At 72.1% G+C, this 20,380-nt stretch carries 21 protein-coding genes; 14 read left to right on the forward strand and 7 right to left on the reverse strand.

From position 1 onward, the window contains the following. Positions 1–2 precede the first annotated feature (2 nt). The 3 genes from AB0I28_RS02540 to AB0I28_RS02550 all read left to right on the forward strand — a co-directional run bounded on the left by AB0I28_RS02540 (position 3) and on the right by AB0I28_RS02550 (position 5,546). Positions 3–1,118, forward strand: a complete 1,116-nt coding sequence (locus AB0I28_RS02540; RefSeq protein ID WP_357488908.1) for an AAA family ATPase — start codon at positions 3–5, stop codon at positions 1,116–1,118. Further along, positions 1,115–3,949 (forward strand): DUF5682 family protein, encoded by a 2,835-nt coding sequence (locus tag AB0I28_RS02545; RefSeq protein WP_357488909.1) that lies wholly within the window; start codon positions 1,115–1,117, stop codon positions 3,947–3,949. The genes AB0I28_RS02540 and AB0I28_RS02545 overlap by 4 nt, the downstream gene beginning before the upstream one ends. Before the next feature lie 136 nt (positions 3,950–4,085). Next, entirely contained in the window at positions 4,086–5,546 is a 1,461-nt protein-coding gene (locus AB0I28_RS02550; RefSeq protein WP_357488910.1) for a carboxylesterase family protein, read from the forward strand. Here AB0I28_RS02550 and AB0I28_RS02555 read toward each other — a convergent pair whose 3' ends face one another. From AB0I28_RS02555 to AB0I28_RS02565, 3 genes are read right to left on the reverse strand one after another with little or no spacing between them, the layout of a single operon-like run. Next, complete coding sequence (locus AB0I28_RS02555; protein ID WP_357488911.1) at positions 5,547–6,602, reverse strand: hypothetical protein; 1,056 nt, start codon at positions 6,600–6,602, stop codon at positions 5,547–5,549. Then, positions 6,599–7,753: a hypothetical protein gene (locus tag AB0I28_RS02560; protein WP_357488912.1), complete on the reverse strand. Its 1,155-nt coding sequence runs from the start codon at positions 7,751–7,753 to the stop codon at positions 6,599–6,601. Before AB0I28_RS02560 ends, AB0I28_RS02555 begins: the two co-directional genes overlap by 4 nt. 55 nt (positions 7,754–7,808) lie before the next feature. Beyond that, entirely contained in the window at positions 7,809–8,216 is a 408-nt protein-coding gene (locus AB0I28_RS02565) for a MerR family transcriptional regulator (RefSeq protein ID WP_357488913.1), read from the reverse strand. A gap of 28 nt (positions 8,217–8,244) precedes the next feature. On the opposite strand from AB0I28_RS02565, the gene AB0I28_RS02570 reads away from it, so the two are divergent. The 9 genes from AB0I28_RS02570 to AB0I28_RS02610 all read left to right on the forward strand — a co-directional run bounded on the left by AB0I28_RS02570 (position 8,245) and on the right by AB0I28_RS02610 (position 15,591). Beyond that, on the forward strand, positions 8,245–8,985 hold the full coding sequence (locus AB0I28_RS02570) for a methyltransferase domain-containing protein (RefSeq protein ID WP_357488914.1): 741 nt from the start codon (positions 8,245–8,247) through the stop codon (positions 8,983–8,985). Positions 8,986–9,106: 121 nt separating this feature from the next. Continuing rightward, complete coding sequence (locus tag AB0I28_RS02575) at positions 9,107–9,964, forward strand: NAD(P)-binding protein (RefSeq protein ID WP_357488915.1); 858 nt, start codon at positions 9,107–9,109, stop codon at positions 9,962–9,964. 77 nt (positions 9,965–10,041) lie between these two features. Continuing rightward, entirely contained in the window at positions 10,042–11,055 is a 1,014-nt protein-coding gene (locus AB0I28_RS02580; RefSeq protein ID WP_357488916.1) for a beta-ketoacyl-ACP synthase III, read from the forward strand. A gap of 9 nt (positions 11,056–11,064) precedes the next feature. After that, on the forward strand, positions 11,065–11,310 hold the full coding sequence (locus AB0I28_RS02585; protein WP_357488917.1) for a phosphopantetheine-binding protein: 246 nt from the start codon (positions 11,065–11,067) through the stop codon (positions 11,308–11,310). Between the two features lie 17 nt (positions 11,311–11,327). Beyond that, positions 11,328–12,512 carry a beta-ketoacyl-[acyl-carrier-protein] synthase family protein gene (locus AB0I28_RS02590; protein ID WP_357488918.1) on the forward strand — a complete coding sequence of 395 codons (1,185 nt, stop codon included), beginning with the start codon at positions 11,328–11,330 and terminating at the stop codon, positions 12,510–12,512. Further along, entirely contained in the window at positions 12,505–13,557 is a 1,053-nt protein-coding gene (locus AB0I28_RS02595; protein ID WP_357488919.1) for a 3-oxoacyl-ACP synthase, read from the forward strand. The genes AB0I28_RS02590 and AB0I28_RS02595 overlap by 8 nt, the downstream gene beginning before the upstream one ends. Before the next feature lies 1 nt (position 13,558). Continuing rightward, a complete protein-coding gene (locus tag AB0I28_RS02600) occupies positions 13,559–14,422 on the forward strand; it encodes a hypothetical protein (protein WP_357488920.1) in 864 nt (287 codons plus the stop codon). A gap of 364 nt (positions 14,423–14,786) precedes the next feature. Beyond that, positions 14,787–14,942, forward strand: a complete 156-nt coding sequence (locus AB0I28_RS02605; protein WP_357488921.1) for a hypothetical protein — start codon at positions 14,787–14,789, stop codon at positions 14,940–14,942. Between the two features lie 265 nt (positions 14,943–15,207). Further along, positions 15,208–15,591 carry a peptidase inhibitor family I36 protein gene (locus AB0I28_RS02610; protein ID WP_357488922.1) on the forward strand — a complete coding sequence of 128 codons (384 nt, stop codon included), beginning with the start codon at positions 15,208–15,210 and terminating at the stop codon, positions 15,589–15,591. A gap of 54 nt (positions 15,592–15,645) precedes the next feature. Here the strand turns inward: AB0I28_RS02610 and AB0I28_RS02615 are convergent, their stop codons facing one another. Both AB0I28_RS02615 and AB0I28_RS02620 read right to left on the reverse strand, forming a co-directional pair. Then, positions 15,646–15,894: a hypothetical protein gene (locus AB0I28_RS02615; RefSeq protein WP_357488923.1), complete on the reverse strand. Its 249-nt coding sequence runs from the start codon at positions 15,892–15,894 to the stop codon at positions 15,646–15,648. Then, a complete protein-coding gene (locus AB0I28_RS02620) occupies positions 15,881–16,867 on the reverse strand; it encodes a crosslink repair DNA glycosylase YcaQ family protein (protein ID WP_357488924.1) in 987 nt (328 codons plus the stop codon). Before AB0I28_RS02620 ends, AB0I28_RS02615 begins: the two co-directional genes overlap by 14 nt. 74 nt (positions 16,868–16,941) lie before the next feature. On the opposite strand from AB0I28_RS02620, the gene AB0I28_RS02625 reads away from it, so the two are divergent. Next, complete coding sequence (locus AB0I28_RS02625) at positions 16,942–17,877, forward strand: GNAT family N-acetyltransferase (RefSeq protein ID WP_357488925.1); 936 nt, start codon at positions 16,942–16,944, stop codon at positions 17,875–17,877. A 61-nt stretch (positions 17,878–17,938) separates the two neighbouring features. Further along, the gene (locus AB0I28_RS02630; protein ID WP_357488926.1) at positions 17,939–18,691 is read left to right on the forward strand and encodes a spermidine synthase; all 753 of its coding nucleotides are present in this window, start codon (positions 17,939–17,941) and stop codon (positions 18,689–18,691) included. Here AB0I28_RS02630 and AB0I28_RS02635 read toward each other — a convergent pair. Beyond that, on the reverse strand, positions 18,652–19,314 hold the full coding sequence (locus tag AB0I28_RS02635) for a response regulator transcription factor (protein WP_357488927.1): 663 nt from the start codon (positions 19,312–19,314) through the stop codon (positions 18,652–18,654). The genes AB0I28_RS02630 and AB0I28_RS02635 overlap by 40 nt on opposite strands. Continuing rightward, entirely contained in the window at positions 19,311–20,324 is a 1,014-nt protein-coding gene (locus tag AB0I28_RS02640) for a sensor histidine kinase (protein WP_357488928.1), read from the reverse strand. Before AB0I28_RS02640 ends, AB0I28_RS02635 begins: the two co-directional genes overlap by 4 nt. Positions 20,325–20,380: the final 56 nt, after the last annotated feature.

Below are 20,380 nucleotides of genomic sequence, written 5' to 3' on the forward strand. Positions count from 1 at the left end.
CAATGTCCAACGAGATCCTGCGCGCGCCCGCCGAGGTCAAGTACGCCGAAGAGCTGGACTGGCTGGAGTCGGTCGACGACGGCCCGAAGCCGTTCTCCTGGCGGCTGAGCCCGAAGATGGTGCGGCTGTTCATCCTCGGCTCGGAGCGCTCCGACGGCCTCGACCGCGAGATCGCCCAGAAGTGGTTCGGTGACCGCAGCTTCGTCGAACGCAGCATCGTCACCCTCGCCTCCGACCGCGGACTGCTGCTCATCGGCGACCCGGGCACCGGCAAGAGCTGGCTGGCCGAACTGCTGTCGGCGGCCATCTCCCGCAACTCGACCCTGGTCGTCCAGGGCACCGCCGGCACCACCGAGGACCACATCAAGTATTCGTGGAACGTCTCGATGGTCATCGCCAAGGGGCAGTCGCGCGAGTCGATGATCCCCTCGCCGATCATGAACGCCATGGAGCAGGGCGTCATCGGGCGCTTCGAGGAGCTGACCCGCTCCACCAGCGACGTCCAGGACGCGCTTATCTCCATCCTGTCGGAGAAGTACGTCTCGATCCCCGAGCTGGAGGACGACAACATCGTCTTCGCCCAGCCCGGCTTCTCGATCATCGCCACCGCCAACAGCCGCGACAAGGGCGTCAACGACCTGTCCTCGGCCCTCAAGCGGCGCTTCAACTTCGTGCGGATCCCGGTGGTGAGCAACAAGAAGAGCGAGACCGAGATCGTCCGCTTCCGCACCACCGAGCTGCTCGACCGCCACCGCATCGAGCTCGACCTGCCGCCGAACCTGCTCGACATCCTGTTGCAGAGCTTCGCCGACCTGCGGGCCGCCGCGGCCTCGGCGACCAGCGATGACGACAAGCTCGAGTCGGCGCTGTCGACGGCCGAGCAGATCGGCGTGCTGGAGGACGCGATCCTGCACAGTCACTTCTTCGGCGACCGTACCCTGCGCGCCGAGACGCTCGCCGGTTCGCTCGTCGGGTCGCTGGCCCGCCGCACACCGGAGGACCTGGCGATCCTCAACAAGTACTGGCACGGGGTCATCGAGCCGCGCAGCAAGAAGGACGGCGGAGAGTGGAACGGCTTCCTCGAGGGCGGCCGTCAGGCGATCGCCACACTCTCATGACCGAAGGTCCCTTCGGAGCGCTCCGCGAACAACTCCTCGACGCGGCGGCCGCCTTCTCCGATGCCCCCGGCGCCCTGCCCGGCATCCTGTCGGGCATGGTCGACGACGTCGACCGGGCCCTGAGCGAGGAGCTGGAGATCTTCCCGGTCTGCCACCATTCGCCCTCGTCAGCGCTGGCGATGGCCCGGCGGCTGCGGGAGAAGCAGCCCAAGGTCGTCTACGTGGAGATGTGCGAGGACCTGCGCCCGCTGCTCGCGGAGCTGACCAACTGCCGCCTCCCCGTGGCGTTGCAGGCGTACGCGACCGACCTGGACGGCTTCCCGCCCGGGTTCGGCCCGCTCAGCGTGATCGCGCCGATCACCGAGTCCTCCGCGGAGTACCAGGCGATCGCCTACGCGCTCACCACGCCCGACGTCGAGCTGGTGTGCGTCGACCGGTCGAGCGACCACGTCTTCAAGTGGCTGCCGAAGAACGACCCCGCCGAGGCGCAGGGTCCGGTGGCCGCCGAGGACGCCGACGCCGACGGTGAGGACCCGGCCGAGGGCCAGGCTTTGCACGGCGACGCCGTCGGCCTGGAGATCGGCGACCTGCGCCCGCGCTTCGCCGAACTGGAGGAGCACCTGCTCCACCACGGCAAGGTGCGGCACTGGTCGGAATGGTGGGACCAGTACGTCGAACAGCCCCTCGCGGGCGCCGACTACCACACCTACCGCCAGGTCATGGTCCTCATCGGCAGCCTCTTTCGCCACTTGCGCCCGGCGGGCTCGGCGAAGAACGACCGCGACGAGGAACGCGAGCGCTACATGTGGACGCGGATGCGGCAGCACCTCGCCGCGACCGGGACGAAGCCGCAGGACGCGCTGTACATCTGCGGCTCCTTCCACGCCGCGAGCAGGGTCGCCGAGTTCGGCGTCGCCGGCAGCGACACCTACGAGATCACCGAGCCGAGCGCGACGCGCTGGCTGTACGGCCTGATCCCGTCGAGCAACTCCGCCATCGAGGCCCAGTTCGGTCTCGCGTCGGGTTCGGTGTCGATCGCCTCGGCGACCTGGACGAAGTCCGTCGCCCGCTACGGCGTCAAACCGTATCGGCTCGAAGGGCAGAAGCCGGCGGCGAAGAAGAAGCCCGCCAAGAAGGCCGCGAAGGCGGTCGCGCCGGCCGCGGCGGGGCCGGTGACCGACCGGCTGTCGGGCTTCCTCGCCAATCCGCCGGCGCCGGGCGGGCTCGACGAGGCCGAGCTGCTCGGCTGGTGCGTCGACATCGTCCGGCTCGCCCGCAGGAACGGCTACCTCGCCAGCACCGCCGACGCCATCGCGGTCTACGAGACGTCGATCCTGCTGGCCGGCATCCGCGACCGCGCGCGGCCGACGCCGTACGACTTCCAGGACGCCGCGGTGACCTGCATCGAGAAGGACAGCGTTCCGGGACGCCGCGACGTGCGGCGCCTGTGCGAGATCCTCCTCGGCGGCGACCGCATCGGCCAGGTCGGCTACCACTCCCTGCCTCCGCTGGCGCGCGACGTCTACGACCGCCTCGCGCCGCTGGGGTACGACCTGACCAAGCGCAACATCCAGCGGGTCCTGCTCGACCTGGCCGCCGACGACGCGCTGCGGCCCTGCTCGGATCTGCTGTGGATGCTGCGCCGCCTCATGCCGGGCGACACCGCGCGCCCGATCATGGGCGCCCGCAAGCTCGGCGAGCGATCCATCCAGGAGAGCTGGGACCTCGCGATCGGCCGCAACCAGCGGGCCCTGATCGAACTCGGCTACGAGGGCGTGACGATCGAGCAGGTCCTCGAACAGCGGCTGCGCAAGGCGGTGTGGGAGGACGGTGCCACGGCCGCCACCGCGTTGCAGGCCGTCGAGGACTCGATCCTGTACCTGTCCAACCCGCGCTTCACCGACGAGCTCGGCGCCCGCGCCGTCGACCTGCTCGCCGCCGAGCGCACCGTCGACGACGCACCGGAGGTGCTCAAGCACATCCGGCGGCTCCAGGCCTACTACCGGGCGAACAGCCCGGAGCTGCCGGCCTGGTGCCAGGACTTCGTCACGGCCGGATACGCCCACTACTGCACGCTCCTGCCGACGGCCTTCATCGACGAGGCCACCGGCATCCGCCAGGTCGCGGCCATGCTGGGCTTCCTGTTCAGCATGGAGAGCCTGGCCCTGTCGCTCGGCTGCGACCGGGCGCAGCTGGAGCTGGCGGTGCAGCAGTCGCACCCGGAGGCGCCGGGCAAGACCGCGTTGCTGTGGGCGGCGCACACGCAACTCGGTCTGCTGCCGATCGCCGAACTACGGGAGCGCTGCGACGCCCTGCTCGCCAACCCGCTGGTGGTGCCTGCGTTCCCGCAGTACCTCAGCGGGTTCGTGCAGGCGCTCGACCCGGTCCCGGTGCTCACGCCCTTCGTGGTCGAACTGATCTCGAACGCGTTCGGCCGGCTTCCCGACAGCGTCCTGCTGCCGTGGCTGCCGACCCTGATCACGACCCTGCGGGAGCACTCGGCCGAACTGGTCCCGGTGCTCATCAAGGAGGCCGGGCGCACCTTCCCGGGCACTTTGGCGGCCGTGGACTCCTGGGTGCCGCCCTGGACGGCTGCACCGGCACGGGAGAACACGTCGGGGCCGGCCGTCGAGAGCGGTCCCGTCACCGAACTCCTGCTGTCCCACCGAGACACCCCCGACGCGCTTGCCGCACTCCTGGGCTGCGAGCCCGGCTGGCGCGAGCCGGGCGCCACCGGTGGCGGTGCCGCCGGCGACCCGAAGGTCGGCGCCCTCCTGACGGCTCACCCGGAGTCGGCCGAAGCTCTGGCGGGACTCCTCGCGGGAGCGTAGAACGCAGACGCGCGGGGGCGGGGACGCATGTCCCCGCCCCCGCGCGTCGAAGAGTCCGGCCCGCGCCCCACGCCTCCCCGAGGACACGCGCGCCCGATGCGGGCGAGGGCGGCCCTTCCCCGGTTACGCTCCCCAAATGCTCGACTTCACCACCACGGGCGGCCGCGTGCACGGACGCCGGGCCGCGGCAGGCGTGGCCGCCGTCCTCGGGATCCCGTACGCCGCACCGCCTTTCGGCCCCCTGCGCTTCACGGCGCCGCGCGCGGCCGCGCGCTGGGACGGGATCCGGGAGTGCACGGCCTTCGGGCCGATCGTGCCGCAGTCGGCAGCACTGCCCGGCGCACCGGCCTGGGCACCGGGCGACACCGACGTGCTCACCCTCAACGTGTGGACGACCGGCGGCGCCGGCGACGGCATGCCGGTGCTGGTCTGGATCCATGGCGGCGCCTACACCTTCGGCTCCTCGGCGCAACCCGACTTCGACGGGACGAACCTGGCCGGGCACGGCCTGGTGGTCGTGACGGTCAACCACCGGCTCGGCTTCGAGGGCTTCGGGCACGTGCCCGGAGGCATGCACCCCGACAACCGCGGACTGCTCGACCAGATCGCCGCGCTGCGGTGGGTGCGCGACAACATCGGCGACTTCGGCGGCGACCCGGACAACGTCACGGTCGCCGGCCAGTCCTCGGGGGCGGCGTCGGTGGCGGCGCTCGCCGTCATGCCCGCGGCGCGCGGCCTGTTCGGGCGGGCGATCCTGCACAGCGTCGCCAGCCCCTTCTACGAGCCGGTGCTCGGGCGGGAGACGGCCCGGCTGATCGCCGCCTCCGCGGGGGTCACCGCCGAGGCGAAGTCACTGCTGGCGGCCACGCCGGCGACGCTGGTCGCGGCCACCGACCGGGTCGCCGCCGGGTACCGCGAGGATCCCGGGTCCGGCTGGCGCCACTACGATCCGGTCCTCTACGCGCCCATCATCGACGGTGACACCCTGCCCGTCGACCCGCTCTCCGGCATCGCCGAATCCGGCGTCGACCTGCTCGTCTGCTCCACCGCCGACGAGTACTGGCTCCTGCACGCCGTGGGCAGCGCCAAGGACGTGACGACTCCCGAGGGACTCGCCGCCTTCGTCAAGGACCACGGCCTTCCCGACGCGATGGCCGACGGCTACCGGACGCTGATGCCCGGCGCGTCGAACCTCGACGTCTACCTGGCGATCTACGGCGACCAGCTCTTCGGCGAGTACGGCGCCCGGCTGGCGGAGAAGGCGCCGCGGGCGCATCTGTCGCGCTTCGAGCGCCGCCGCGCCGGGGTCCGGCCGTGGCACTGCGCCGACGTGCCCTTCGCGTTCGGGACGATCGACGACCCGAGCCTGGAGTTCCTGATCGGCGGTCCGCCCGACGAGGCCGACCGCGACCTGTCCGAACGGATGTCGCGGGCGTGGGCGGACTTCGCCGCGACGGGCGATCCTGGCTGGCCGGCACTGGGCGCCGACGGCGGCCCGGTTCGCTTGTGGCACACCGGTTCCGGGCCCGACCTGGGCGTGGCCGCGCCGTCCCGGCCGCTGTGGCGGGACGTGGGGTTCACGCCGGTCAGGGAGTGATCACAGGTACGGGAGGGCACAGGTGGACGGGTGGGATCCCGGCGCCAGGGCGAAACCGTCGGCGGTGAGCACAGCCGTGGCACCGTCCATCCGGACGGAGCACGTCCCGGTGAACCTTCGCGGCTCCCCGTCGTCCTCGTACCTCGCTTCGCCCTCCCCGCTGATCCGGATCTCGCCCTGCTCGACCACGACGACGTCGAACGCGCCCGTCCTCTGCGTCAGCCGCACCACCGGATAGCTCAGGACCTCCCAGACGACGGTCTCGGCCTCGTAGGCGTTGTCGGCCAGCCGCACGTCGCTGAGATCGTCACCGGCGTGGAACGGGCACTTCCCGGGGTTCGGTTCGGAGGTGGCCGCGCACGCGTCGATCCACGCCTTCACGTCTCGTTCGAAGGCGGCGGCGAAGTCCGGCGCGAAGCCGAACAGTGGCAGGTAGCCCGAGGTGGCGGCCGTGTAGTCCTGGTCCTCGGACCAGCCGCCGCCGTCGACCGGCACGGCGACGAAGTCGGGCAGGTCCACGATCCCTTCGAGGCTCGGATAGGCCCGGTAGACGCCGGGGAAGACCCACAGCTCCTTCTCGGTGCTGCGGATTCCGTTGAACTCGACGAAGTCGGCGGGAATGCCCTCGACGCCGAGTTTCACCAGCGGGTTGAGGATCCGCCAGTCGCCGTCCTCGTCGAGGGCGACCGCGAAGCGTCCTTCCCGCGACGTTCCATCGGCGGCGGTGATCGTCACGTCGACGTTGGCGGGTTCGTCGTCCTCGTTGTGGCGGCGGACCACCCGGGTCGCCGTCCAGCCGGCCGACATCGCCTCGGGGACCAGCAGGTCGTGCGGCAGCGAGTCGAGTCCGCTCACCTCGGAGGCGAACTCGAGGGCGCGCTCGGCGTCGCGGTTCTCCAGGGCGGTCAGGTACTCGACGACGACGCTCTCCGGGCGTTCGCCGAGGACGGCGGCGGTCACGAGCACACCGGCGACGAGGACGGAGACGGCTGCGGCGATCGTCGCCAGCCACCGCAACTGCGTCCACCACGGTGCGGTGATCCCGGTACGGCTCACACTTCCCCCTTGTAGACGCAGGTGCCGATCTCGCCGGTGAGCTGGAAGCCGAACGGCCCGAAGACACCGACGTCGTAGAGCTCCGGCGTCCCGTCGGGCCGCAGCGCGACGCGCAGAGACCCGGTGTCGGCGACGCAGTCGGCGGTGAAGCGGACGTCGTCCCCGTCGATCTCGCCGGTGGCGGTCAGCCGCACGAGACCCGGATCCGTGGTCGTGACGGCCATCCCGGTCGGCGGATCACCGGCCAGGGTTCCGTCCACCAGCAGCGCCGGCCGCCGCAAGACCTCCCACTCGATGTCGTGGAGGTCGTAGACGCCGTTGCGTTCATCCCTGGCGAACACGTCCCCGATCCCGAACGGGCACCCGTGCGGATTGGGTGTCGTGAAGCGCGCGCAGTCGTCGAGCAGTGCGTCGCCCTGCGCCTGAACCGCCGCGGCGGTCTCCGGCGTCAGCGCGACGGCCGGCGGGGACAGCTTGAGCGGATCGGACCGGTCGTCGTCCGGCGGCAGGAGATCCACCGCCGGAGCGGGTGCGCCCGTTGTCCCCGCCGCCGCCCCGAAGAAGTTGTACCGGCCGGGCAGAAGCTCGACCGGGCCACCGGCGAACATGCCGCCCACGTAGTGCTCGTGCAGCCGCGACCACACGACCTGCCGGTCGTTGACGGCCAGGTACGTGAACGCCGTCGCGGAGAACTCGACCTCGACGAAGGGATCGACGATGTTCCACTCGCCACCGAAGTCGGTGACCTCCAGCCGTCCCGAGGTCCGCGACTCCTCGTCGCCGATCGTCACTTCGACATAGGTGTCGATCCCGGAGTCGACGAACTCCGCGTCCAGCAACCGCCACCCGTCGGCGATCGCGTCGGGATGCAGGAAGGCTGCGCGCTCGCCGTACGGGACGCCGTAGCCGATGCGGCCCACTTTCTCCAGTGCGCCCTCGACGTCCTTGGCGACCAGTGCGGCGAAGAAGTCCTCGACCACGTCGACGGCGTCGTCGGAACGCAGCGCGACATAGGCGCCCAGCACGACGACCAGCGCGGTCACCAGAACGAGCACGGTCAGGCCGCGTGGGAGCCTCGCCGTGTCCGGCTGCGAGGGCGAAGGCGGATCGGGGTTCTTCAGGGCATCGGGCGCTTCATCGGCACTAGGCACGCGCAACTCCAGGCTCGGACACTCGCGGAAGACACCCGAAGGGTAAAAGTGTTTGTCAAGGCGACTCGCCCACCGGCAGGCCGACGCGCTCGGCGACCAGCGCCCGAAAGCGCGGACAGGACGCCACATCCTCGTGCCCGCAGGCGAGCGCGTGCTCCAGCAGCGCCAGCGACTCGCGCGCGGCGCAGATGCGGGCGCGCAGCTCGTCGCGGTTGCGTTCGAGGACCGCCCGCCGCGCCGGGGGACCCGAGCCCAGCATCACCGCGATGTCGGCGAGTCCGAGCCCGGCCTCCTTGGCGCGCACGATGATCGCGATGCGCTCCAGGTCGGCGCGGCCGTAGCGGCGGCGCTCGCCCTCGACCCGCGCCGGTGACAGCAGGCCCATCGACTCCCAGTGCCGCAGCACATGCGCGGGAAGACCGAAGCGGGCGGCGGCGTCCCCGATCGCCAGGCTTGACTTCATGCCGACATTAAGTCGCAGCATGTGCGGCATGTCAACCGAAGCGCTCATCCGCCTCCTCGACCGTTCCGACAACCTGCCCGGCGCAGCCGCGCTGCGGGCCCGCACCTACGAACTGCTCCGGACCGGGCCCGGCTCCCGTGTCGCCGACGTCGGCTGCGGCACCGGCCTCGCCGTCGCCGAGCTGGCCTCCTCCGGAGCCGAAGCCGTCGGTGTCGACTCCGACCCGGGCATGGTCGCCGAGGCGGTGTCCCGGCGCCCCGGCGCCGACATCCGGGAGGCCGGCGCCGAGGCGCTTCCCTTCGCCGACGGCGAACTCGCCGGATACCGGGCCGACAAGGTCTTCCACGAGATCCCCGACCCGGCCGGCGCGCTCCGGGAGGCCCACCGCGTGCTCGCGCCGTGCGGCCGGATCGTCCTCGTCGGACACGACTGGGCCTCGCTGATCGTCGAATCCGCCGACCCGGAGCTGACCGCGCGGATCGTATTGGCCCGCGCGGAGACCGTGACCTCGCCCCGGGTGGCGCGGGCCTATCGCAACCTGCTGCTCGACGGCGGTTTCACCGATGTCGCCGTCGAAGTCCACACCGGAGTGTTGACCGGTCCGGCGATGCTTCCGATGGTGACCGGCCTGGTCTCGGCGGCGCGGGCGGCCGGGGCCGTCAGCCGCGACGAGGAGACCCGCTGGACGCTCGAACAGTCCCGCCGGGCGCGGGCCGACCGGATGTTCCTCGCGGTGCCGCTCTTCCTCGCCGCGGCGACGCGGAGCTGAGCCCTCGCGGTCGAGACAGCGGGAGCCGTGAGCGCCCGTCTTGGCGGGTTTTGCCAGGATTTGCTACCCTCCCCGCCGGGAGCGGCCCGCCGGGCCGTGCGGGACCATAGGGGAGGGCGCGGTGTACGAGGTCATCGTCATCGGTGCCGGGCTGGCGGGAATCGGCATGGCGATCGCGCTGAAGCGGGCCGGGCGCCACGACTTCGCGTTGCTGGAGCGCGCCGACGACATCGGCGGCGCCTGGCGCGGCAGCCTGCGTCACTGCGCCGAGGAGTTCGGGGTCACGCCGCACATCCGCTGCGGCGCCGACGTGCGCTCGGCCGTCTACGACGAGGCCGGGGCCGCCTGGACGGTCGGCACCGCCGACGGCGCGCGCCACCGGGCCCGCGCGGTCGTCATGGCCGTCGGGACGCTGTGCGACCCGGCCCGCCCGGCGGACTTCGGGCCGGAGAGCTTCGCCGGTGCGGCATTGCGCTCCGGGCGCCGGGATCGCTCCGTCGACCCGGCGGGAGGGCGGACGCGCGTGACCGGCGTTCTCGGCGACCGGGAGTTCGCCCGGGGGACCGTCGTCGGGCGCGGCGGCCGGAGGCTGGAGGACGCGTGGGGGGAGGGCGCCGAGGCGCTCCTGGGTGTCAGTGTGAGCGGGTTCCCGAACCTGTTCTGGCTCGCCGGGCCGGACATCGCCGGCGCCCGTGACTCGGCGGTCCCCGTCGAACGGCGGATCGGCTACGTCCGGCAGGCTCTCGACGTCCTGGACACCGCCGCCTCCATCGAGGCCCGCGCCGACGCCCCTCGGATGTTCGGCGACGGTTGGCGGACTCTTCTTCGCCGCGCCGTCTGGAGCATCGGCGGCTGCGAGAGCTGGTACCTCGAAGAGCGCCGGCGCATCCGCCTCCGGATGTCCGGATCGACCTGGTGGCAACGAGAGCGGAAGCGGGAGTTGCGTCGCGAGGACTTCCACATCCGACCCCGGGCCTGACCGAATTCCGTACTTGGCTAGGCTATGCGGAGTTGGGGCGTTTCGCCCGTTTACGTCGTCTACTTCGAGGAACGCCCGTGCCGGTCTCCGCCGTCCTCACCGGACTGTCGGGATGGCTGCCGCCCCGCGCGGTGGACAACGACGAGCTCATCGACCGCTTCGGCCTCCCCGAGGAGTGGATCACCCAGCGCACCGGCATCCTCAGCCGCCGGCACGTCGATCCCGGCACGGCCACCTCCGATCTCGCCGTCAAGGCCGCCGCACCGCTCGTCGCCGCCGACGAGGGCCCGATCGACACCGTCGTCCTCGCCACGATGACCCCCGACCATCCCGGCCCGGCGACCGCGCCCATCGTCGCCGCCGAACTCGGCCTCACCGGTGCCGCCGCTTTCGATGTCGGCGCCGCCTGCGCGGGGTTCGTGCACGCCCTGGCCACCGCGACCTCGCTCGTGGTCGCCGGCGTCTCCGAGCGGGCCCTGGTGATCGGCGCCGACGCGATGTCGACCATCGTCGATCCCTCCGACCGCAACACCGCCGTCATCTTCGGCGACGGCGCCGCCGCCGCGCTGATCGAGGCGGCACCGTCCGGCTCCGGTTCCTTCGGTCCCTTCGACCTCGGCTCCGACGGAAGCCAGTCCGGACTCATCACCATCCCCGCCGGCGGATCCCGCCAGCGCACCGACGGCGTCGCGCCCGACGCCTCCGGCCACTACCTCCACATGGCGGGACTGCCGGTCTTCCGGCAGGCCGTCGACCACATGAGCGCCTCGGCCGACCGGGCGCTCAAACAGGCCGGCCTGCCCGCCTCCGACGTGGACTGGCTGGTCGCCCACCAGGCGAACCGGCGCATCCTCGACGCCGTCGCCGACCGCCTCGGCGTCGCGCCCGAACGCCGCGTCGTGCACCTCGACCGCGTCGGCAACACCAGCGCCGCCTCCATCCCCCTGGCCCTGTGGGACCTGTGGCGCTCCGGCCGGGCCCGGCCCGGCGACCGGGTCCTGCTCACATCCTTCGGCGCGGGGCTGGCATGGGGTTCGACGACACTGCGCTGGCCCCGGCGCCCACTGACCCCCGTGGCCGAAACGGAGTAAGGAGAGACCGTGAACCTGACCCGACCGAGCCTCGACGCCGTCGCCGACATCCTCGTCGGCAAACTCGACGTCGAACGCGAGGCCATCGGCCCGGACGTCCCCATGGGCGAACTCGCCGTCGACTCCCTCGCGGTGGTCGAACTGACCCTGCAGCTCAAGGACAGCTTCGGCGTCACGATCGAGGAAGAGGAGATCGGCCTCGTCACCGTCGCCGGGCTCGTCGAACTCATCGAGTCGCGGGACAGCCGCGAGTGAATCCAGAAGGGACGGTCGTGGCGGTGACGGGCGTCGGCCTCGTCACCGCCGGTGGCATGGACGCCCCCTCGACCTGGGGCCACGTCCTCGACGGACGCCCGTCCGCCGCGATCGACCCCGCCCTGACCGGCCTGCCGCCCACCTTGAGCTGCCGCGTACCCGGCACGCCACCGGTCCCGCCCGGTCCCGGCAGCGCGCAGCTCGATCCCTTCGCCCGCCTCGCCCTCGCGGCCACCGCCGAGGCACTGGCCATGGCCGGACTCGGTCCATCCACATGGGACGGCACACGGGTCGCGATCGTCACCGGCTGCGGAATCGGGGGAGTCAACACCTACGACGGCGCCGCCGCCCGCCTCGCCGAAGGCGGACCGCAGGACGTCTCCCCGTACTTCCACCCGTCCTTCCTGCCCAACATGGCCGCCGCCCAGCTTTCGATCCGCTTCGGCACCGGCGGACCGGCCCTCAACGTCGCCACCGCCTGCGCCTCGGGCGCCTCCGCGGTCGCGCTCGCCGCCGATCTGCTGACCGCCGGCCGCTGCGACATCGCCCTCGCCTGCGGTGCCGAGGCCGCCGTCACGCCGCTCGTCACGACCGGCTTCGCGCGCCTGGGCGCGCTGTCGAGCAAGGGATCGCGGCCCTTCGACCGCGACCGGGACGGGTTCGTCATCGCCGAGGGCGCGGGCGCGCTCGTCCTCGAACGGGCCGTCGACGCGCGGGCCAGAGGCGCCGTACCGCTGGCGGTCCTGCGCGGACACGCCACCACCGGCGACACCCACCACCTCGTCGCGCCCCTTCCCGACGGCACGGGAATCGAGCGCGCGCTCCGCGACGCGCTCGCCGACGCCGGCGTCGACCCCGCCGATGTCGACCACGTCAACGCCCACGGCACGTCGACACCGGCGAACGACCGGATCGAGGCCGCCATGATCGCGCGGGTCCTGCCGCACGGTCCGAGCGTGACCTCCGCCAAGGGAGCCCTCGGCCACCCGCTCGGAGCGGCCGGGGCGGTCGAGGCCGCGCTGACCGTGCTGTCCATCCGCGACGGGGTCGTCCCTCCCATCGGAGGACTGACGGTCCCCGATCCCGACCTCGACGTCGATCTGGTCGTCGGGGAGGCGCGCAAGCAGGCCGTCGATATCGCCGTCAGCGACTCCTTCGGGTTCGGCGGCCACAACGTCGTCCTGGTGTTCGCCCGTGCCTGACGCGAAGCCGTCGCACAGCCGCATCGAGTCGCTCGGCTGCGTCCTGCCGCCGACGGTCGTCACCAACGCCGAACTCCTCGCCGGGACCCCCGTACCGGCGGGCGTCGTCGAGAAGGTGACCGGGGTCAAGACCCGGCGCATGTGCGACCCGTCCCTCGGCGAGGACTCGCACAGCCTCGCCGTAGCCGCCGCTGCCGACTGTCTCAGCCGATCGCGCTACGCCGCCGCCGATCTCGACGTCGTGGTGTCCGCCTCCATCACCAGGATCCGCGCGGGCAGGCTCACCTTCGAGCCGTCCTTCGCGGCCGGGATCGCCCGCGAGATAGGCGCCACCGCCGCACTGACCTTCGACGTCGGCAACGCCTGCGCCGGGACGATGACCGGCATCCTCCTCCTCGACCGGCTCATCCGCGCGGGTAAGGCCGGGCGCGGGCTCGTCGTCAGCGGGGAGCAGGCCACCGCCATCAGCCGTACCGCGGCGCGCGAGCTCCGGCAGGCCCGCGATCCCCGGTTCGCCTCCTTGACGGTCGGCGACTCGGGAGTGGCCGTGCTGGTCGACGGCTCGGCCGACCCCGCCGACCGCATCCACGACGTCCACCTCCAGACCTCCGCCGGCTACTCGGGACTGTGCCTGGCACTGCCCAGCGATCAAGGGCCGGGCATCGCCATGTACACCGACACGCGCGGCCAGCAGCACCCCGAACGGATGGAGGGCGGCGCGAGATTCATCGCCGACACCTTCGCCCGCAGCGGCCGGGCCTGGGCGGACGCCCGCCACGAACGCCTGATCCAGCACCAGATCTCGGCGTCCGCGGTCGACCGGATGAACCGCCTCGCCGCGCGCGTCTCCGGCGAGGCCGCGCCGCCCTCGCCGACGGTTCTCGCCGAACTCGGCAACACCGCGACGACCTCGCACTTCGTCGTCCTCCACGACCAGCTCGAACGCGGCGAGCACCCGCTGGGCGGGCCCTTCCTCATGGTCGTGGCCGCCTCGGGCATCGTCAGCGGGTTCCTCTCGGCGACGGTCTCCTCGGTGAAGGTCTGACATGGGACTGCGGATCCGGGCCGTGGGAGTCGAGGCGGGGACCGGCGGCACCGGCGTCTCCCGTGCCGCCTCGGCGGTGCGCCGCGCCCTCGATCTCGCGGGACTGTCCACGGTGCACACGCTGGTGAACGTCGGCGTCTACCGCGACGCCAACCTCATCGAACCCGCCGTCGCCGCGCTCGTGCAGCAGGAGAGCGGATTGCACCTCGACTACCTCGACGGCCGCGACGGACCGCCGCTGATGTCCTTCGACCTGCTCAACGGCGCCTGCGGCCTGCTCACCGCCGTTCACCTCGCCGACGCCCTCACGGGCACCGGCGAGGCGACGCTCATCGTCTCCGGCGACGGACACCCTTCCGGAGAACCCGCCGTCGGTTTCCCCTACACGGCAGCGGCGGCGGCGATGGTCCTCGACCGTGCGGACGGCGGCTTCGGTCCGGTCGCGTTCCGGCCCGTCCGCGAAGAACCGGGCGTGCGCGGATACCTCGACCTGGCCGCCGCCGGGGACACCGGCCGCGCGACGATCACCGTGGAACGCGACCCCGCGCTCGGCACCCGGCTCGCCGAGCAATGCGCCGTCCTGGCCGCGGAACACCTCGCCGGCAACGGTCTGCGGCCCGGGGAGGCCGACATCGTCACCATGCGGCCGACGCCCGGGTTCGGCGCCGAACTCGCCGGCCGGCTCGGCGTCTCGCCGGCCCGCGTGCACGTTCCGGCCGCCGACACGCACACCTCGGCCCTCGCCGTCGCCTTCGGCGAAGCGCTCACCGGTGGCCGCTTCGAGCCGCGCGAGCGGCCGGTCCTCTTCCTGGCCGCCGACGCCGGAGTGCTGACCGCCTGCGCCCTCTACCGCCACGACCGCTGAACTCTGCCCACCTTCCCTACGCCGCCCACTTTCCCTCGCCGCAGGCGCTCCCGGCGCCGATCCGTCCGGGACGAGACTCCCGGTCACTTGGGCACCCACAACAACGGCGATCGCCCCGCCCCTGTTCATCGCCCGCCGCGCAAGGGATCGGGGCCGGCGGAGGCGTCCTCTCGCCGCTCGCCTGCGGATCCGTCCGGAAAACGGCCCCGCGCAGCCCGGACACGCCCGCCTGCGACCGTCGCATTCCTGACCGTGACCGATCCGTGACCGGACGTTCCGGGGCAGGCGTGGGCGGGGCTCACTATTCTCGGTACAGAAGCTCCGATCCGCTCGGAGAACCCACTGCAGAAGGATCGCGACCACGATGAAGAAACTGATTCCATGGGCGGCGCTGGCATTCGTGGTGTTCTTCATCGCGTACCGGCCCTCGGAGGCGGCGAGCATCGTCAGCACCATCCTCAGCGGTATCGGCGATGTCGGCCAGGGCTTCGGGGACTTCGTGTCCAGTCTGTTCGACTGATCGCGCGCCCAGTTCTGTCCACCGCGGACGATGCCGTCAACGGCGTCCGCGCTGTCGACGTACCCGCCCCGGGGCGGCCCCGCGGGCCCGTTGCCACCGTCAGGACTTCCAGGCGCAGAAGTCACCGAACGTCGGATATTACCTGATACTCAAGCATTACGTAGGATTCCCCCCATAGCATGATTTTTCCGCCTGAATCACGTGTGAGGGTGTTCGTGGGTGGCCGCGCTTTCGGTGCGGCCGTACACGAGGGGGGAACGAACAGATGTCAGTGCGCACACGCACTCTGGCCATCGGCGGGCTCGCTGCGGTGGCCGGATCGGCGCTCCTGGCGCCCACGCCGGCGGCGGCCGCGGAGCCCGAGGAGATCTCCTGCAACCGAGGGGCCTTCTGCATCTACACCGACGACGAACCGCCCCGGCAGGGGACGCTGACCGATGGCGTCTACGACCTCGGCGGCTGGGCCGGCGGCGTGCTCAACGACAACGTCAACTGGTTCTGGAACCTGACCGACGACAACTGGTGCGTCTACGAGCACGCCGGCTACGAGGGCGCCGTTCAGGTCGTCTCTCCGGGTTACTCGGGCAACCTCGACGGTTTCGGGGGCAGGACGAGCTCGCTGCGCTCCCGGCCCTGGCACGGCTGCTGACACCAAGCGGGAGGACGCCGCCCGCGCCTGGGCGCGGGCGGCGTCGACGGGGTCTCAGCCCAGGGCCTGGCGGCCCTTCGAGGTGAGGGACTCGATCATCACGGGGTAGTCGCGGTCGTCGGGCACGAAGCCGTCGATGTAGTCGCCTTCGTACAGGCGGCGAAGCGCGTCCTCGACCTGCGTGCGGCGCGGCGAGTCCTCCGCGGCCAGGTCGAGGGCCGGAACGTCGTCGACGTTCTGGAGCCTGCCGTGCAGGTCGCGCAGCAGTTCGGTCTCGAGGTCGCTCAATTCAAGCTCGTCCATGCCCCTGATCGTCCCGCGAGGCGATGTCCACGCGAGGGCGAACAAGCGAAACCGGCCGGCCGAGCGCCGTGCCGAGGGCCGCCAGTTCGTTGTCGAGTTCGGCGGCGGGCACGTCGTCGAAGGCGTCGACGGCGACCTCCACGCCGCCCGCCTTCTGTTCCCGGCTCCAGGTTCCGGCCACGCGGCCGTCGACGAGCACCAGCGGCTGGAGGAAGCCGCCGCCGCGCTGTACCAGTGCAGACCGTCGCGGATCGAGCGCGAACGAACGGTCGGCGTAGCCGAGCAGGTAGGGGTCGAGGTGACCGAGCAGCCGCACCCGTGGCACCGGGTCGGCCTCCGGTGCGGCCGACCGCCCCGGAACGGCGCCGCGCGCCCGCGACAGCGGGAGACCCGACCAGGCGGCGAAGTCGGCCGCCTCTGCCGGACCGTGCGCGGCGAGGTAGCGCGAGGCGAGTTCGGCGAGCGGATCGGCCGGCGTCGAGGTCTCCGGCACCGTCACGAAGCGTTCGCCGGTGTCGATGCAGGCTTCACCGGCCATGCAGGCGTAGGAGAGCAGGTGTGCCCTGGCCTGTCCCTCCGGGACGCCCTCGGCGGCGGCGACGGCGAGGAGTTCGCCGCGGGTCGCCGGAAGCGCGGCGACCACCGCCGGCACCGCGCGGGCGAGCAGCTCGTCGGTGAGACCCAGCTGGAGGCGACGCGGACGGGTCTTCGCGGCGAAGACCGGGCCGAGCAGGGCGACCAGCCAGCCGGCGTCCTCGGCGGCGACCATGTGCAGGGTTCCGCGCATGACCCAGGTCCGGACCACATCGGACGGTTCCAGCCCCGCCCCGGGCGCCACGCGCGGCCGGATCACGTGGGGCGCCACCCACGGACTCTGCGACTGCACCCCGACGAGGTGACGCACGACGGCCGAAGCCGAGGGCAGCGGCCGCGTCAGCGACTGGGCGGTCATCCGGGCGGCGGGGAGATCCATTCCGCGACGATAGCCAGTGCCGGACCGTCGAAGTCACGCGACACCCGGCCGCCCCAACGGGTATAAATCCGAACGTGAGCCTGACCCGACGCCCCTACGCCGACAGTGATCTGCCCCGCGTCCTCGACACCATGTCCCACTGGATCGCCGCCGCGGGCCGGATCGGATACGACCACATCGGCGAGATTCCCCACCGCGTCTACGAGAACCTGCGCGGCCGTCGCCCGGTCGGCGAGACCGTCCACCTCTGGGAGGACACCGAAGGGCTCGCGGGCCTGGCGATCATGACCCGCTTCGGCAACTCCTTCGACGTGTTCACCGCGCCCCGCCACAGGGGCGGCGACGCCGAACTGGAGATGATCGACTTCGCCGCCGCCGGCACCGCGCGGCTGCACGCCCCGGACCCGGCCGACCCCCACATCCTCACCGACGTGTTCGCCGCCGACACCGACCGCCGCCGCCTGCTGTCCGGCGCCGGCTTCACGGAGTTCCGGATCTGGGACGACGTGCGCGAACGCGCGCTCGACGAGCCCTTCGCCGGCCCGCCGGTCGCCGAGGGCTTCACCGTCCGCTCCGCCCGCTTCGACGACGCCGCCGGCCTCGCCGCCGCCCGCAACGCCTCCTTCGACGACGACTGGACCGGCGAGGCCTACCGCGAGCAGTTCATGGACAAACCCGGCTACGACCCGCGACGCGAGATCCTCGCCGTCGCCCACGACGGCCGCGTCGCCGCCTTCACCGTCTACTGGACCGATCCGCGCAACTCCATCGGGCACTTCGAACCCGTCGGCACCCACGCCGACTTCCAGCGGCTCGGCCTCGCCCGCGCCGTCATGCTCCACGCCATGCGCCTCATGACGGACCAGGGCATCGCCACCGTCACGGTCAACCACAACGCCGAGAACGTCCCGGCGCGCCGCCTCTACGAATCCCTCGGCTTCCACCGCGCCCACCAGACCCTCGGCTACCGCAGGCCCCACCCAGGGAACGGCGAACACCGCCCGTCGTGAAATGCTGCTCCCACAACCGCCGGGAGCAGCCCTCGATGCCGCGGCACGACGAGGGGGACACGTGGGCGCTCGCTTCGAGGAACTCGACTTCCGGCCGACGCCGATGGGCGAGATCAGCCTGCGGCGACGCCGCGAACCGGTCACCGGCATCGACATCCTGGAGGTCAAGCTCGGCGAGGAGTTCCTCATGTCGAGCCTGTTCACCGTCGCCGAGGTCGAGGTCGCCCGGCTCGCGCTCGCCGAACTCGGCGGCGCCGGACTCTCCGTGGCCGTCGGCGGGCTGGGCCTGGGATACACCGCCAAGACCGTCCTGGACGACCCCCGCGTCGGCGACCTCATCGTCATCGACGCCATCGGCGAGGTCATCGGCTGGCACGAGGACGGCCTCATCCCGATCGGCGCCGAACTCACCGCCGACCCCCGCTGCCGCCTCCTGCACGGTGACTTCTTCGCGCTCGCCGCGTCCGGCGACGGCCTCGACCCGCAACGTCCCGGCCACCGCTTCGACGCCGTGATCGTCGACATCGACCACTCGCCCCGTCACCTGCTCCACCCTCGCCACGCCGCGTTCTACGAACCCGAGGGCGTCGCCCGCCTCGCCGGGCGACTCAGCCCCGGTGGCGTGTTCAGTCTCTGGTCGAACGACCCGCCCGACGAGGACTACACCGCCGTGCTCGCCTCGGCCTTCGGCGAGGTGAAGACGCACGTGGTCCGCTTCGCCAATCCCCTTCAGGGGGGCGAGTCGGCCAACACCGTCTACACCGCGCGCTCGTCTCACTCCTCGGCGCGCGGCACCACGAGCCCGGACTCGTAGGCGACCGCGACCGCCTGCGCGCGGTCGCGCAGCGCCAGTTTGTGCAGGACCCGGCTCACATGCGTCTTGACGGTCTCCTCGCCGACCACGAGCCGCGCGGCTATCTCACCGTTGGACAGACCGGCCGCGATCAGTTTCAGCACGTCCACCTCGCGCGGTGTCAGCTCGCTCAGCCGGGGAGGGGCCGGTCTCGGCCGCAGCCGCGCGAACTCGCCGATGAGCCGCCGTGTCACGCTCGGCGCCAGCAGCGCCTCCCCGGCCGCCACGACGCGCACGGCGTCGAAGAGGCGCTCGGCGGTCACGTCCTTGAGCAGGAAGCCGCTGGCACCGGCCACCAGGGCGTCGTAGACGTGCTCGTCGAGGTCGAAGGTCGTCAGCATCAGCACCCGGGGCGGGTGTGCCCCGCCGGTGATCACGCGCGTCGCCTCGATCCCGTCCATGGCGGGCATCCGCACGTCCATGAGCACCACGTCCGGTGTGGTATCGCGGCACACCCGTACGGCCTCGGCGCCGTCCCCGGCGGTGCCGACGACGGTCAGGTCCGGCTGGGTGCCCAGCAGCGCGGCGAAACCGGCCCGCACGATCTCCTGGTCGTCGGCGACGACCACCCGCACCGAGTTCATCGCTCGCCCACCGGAATGCTCGCCTCCACCATGAATCCGCCGGCCGGGGCCGGTCCCGTTCGCAAGCGCCCGCCGACGCTGTTCACCCGCTCGCGCATGCCCAGCAGCCCGTGCCCGGCCGAACCCGGGAGCGGTCGCGGGCCGGGTCCGTTGTCGCGCACCCGCAGGCCGAGCCGGTCGGCGGCGTAGTCGAGCTCGACGTCGACGGCCGCGCCCGGCGCGTGCTTGCGCGCGTTGGTCAGCGACTCCTGGACGACACGGTAGGCGGCCAGTTCCACCCCCGCGTCCAGGGGGACCAGCCGCCCCGAGACGATCAGCCGGGTCCGCCCGCCCCCGGCGGCCCGGTTCTCGTCGAGGAGGTCGAGCAGCTGGTGCAGGCCGGGCTGCGGCGCCCGGTCGGGTTCCTCACCGGTGTCCTCGCGGAGCACGCCGAGCAGTCGCCGCATCTCCGTGAGCGCGGTGCGGGCGGTCTCACCTATCGCCAGGAGCCTGCGCGCGCCCTCCTCGGGCATCCCGACCGTGGTCAGCCGGGCTGTCTCGGCCTGTACCGAGATCATCGAGATGTGGTGGGCGACCACGTCATGGAGTTCGCGCGCGATGCGCGCGCGTTCCCCCAGCGCGGTGAACTCCACCATGGACCGCTCCATCTCGCGCCGCGCCTCGTCGCGGGCCACCGCCTCGGCGCGCACCTCGGCGAGGCGGCCGTACAGCAGCGTGAACCAGGCGAGCAGCACGCTGATCACGCCGCTGACCGTCGGGCGCGTGTAGAACACGGGAGTGAGCATCGTGGCGACGGTGACGGCGATCGCGACGGTCACCGGGTAGGCACGTGAGACCACCAGCGGGACCGTCGCGGAGAGACCGGCCAGCAAAGCGACCACCAAGGGCACGTCGCCGACGCGCAGCGCCTCGGCGAAGGCCAGCAGCGACAGCGGAACGGCGGCGAGGGGCTGCCATCCGTAGGTCCCGATGGTCCTCCGGGTCAACGCGGCGGCTCTGGTGGGGTTCACGGTGATCATTCTTCCCAAGGGCGCGGCGCCTGTCGTCCCCCGTGGCCCCGACGCCC

The organism is Phytomonospora sp. NPDC050363, from assembly GCF_040655735.1.
In the GTDB taxonomy this organism is placed as follows: domain Bacteria; phylum Actinomycetota; class Actinomycetes; order Mycobacteriales; family Micromonosporaceae; genus Phytomonospora.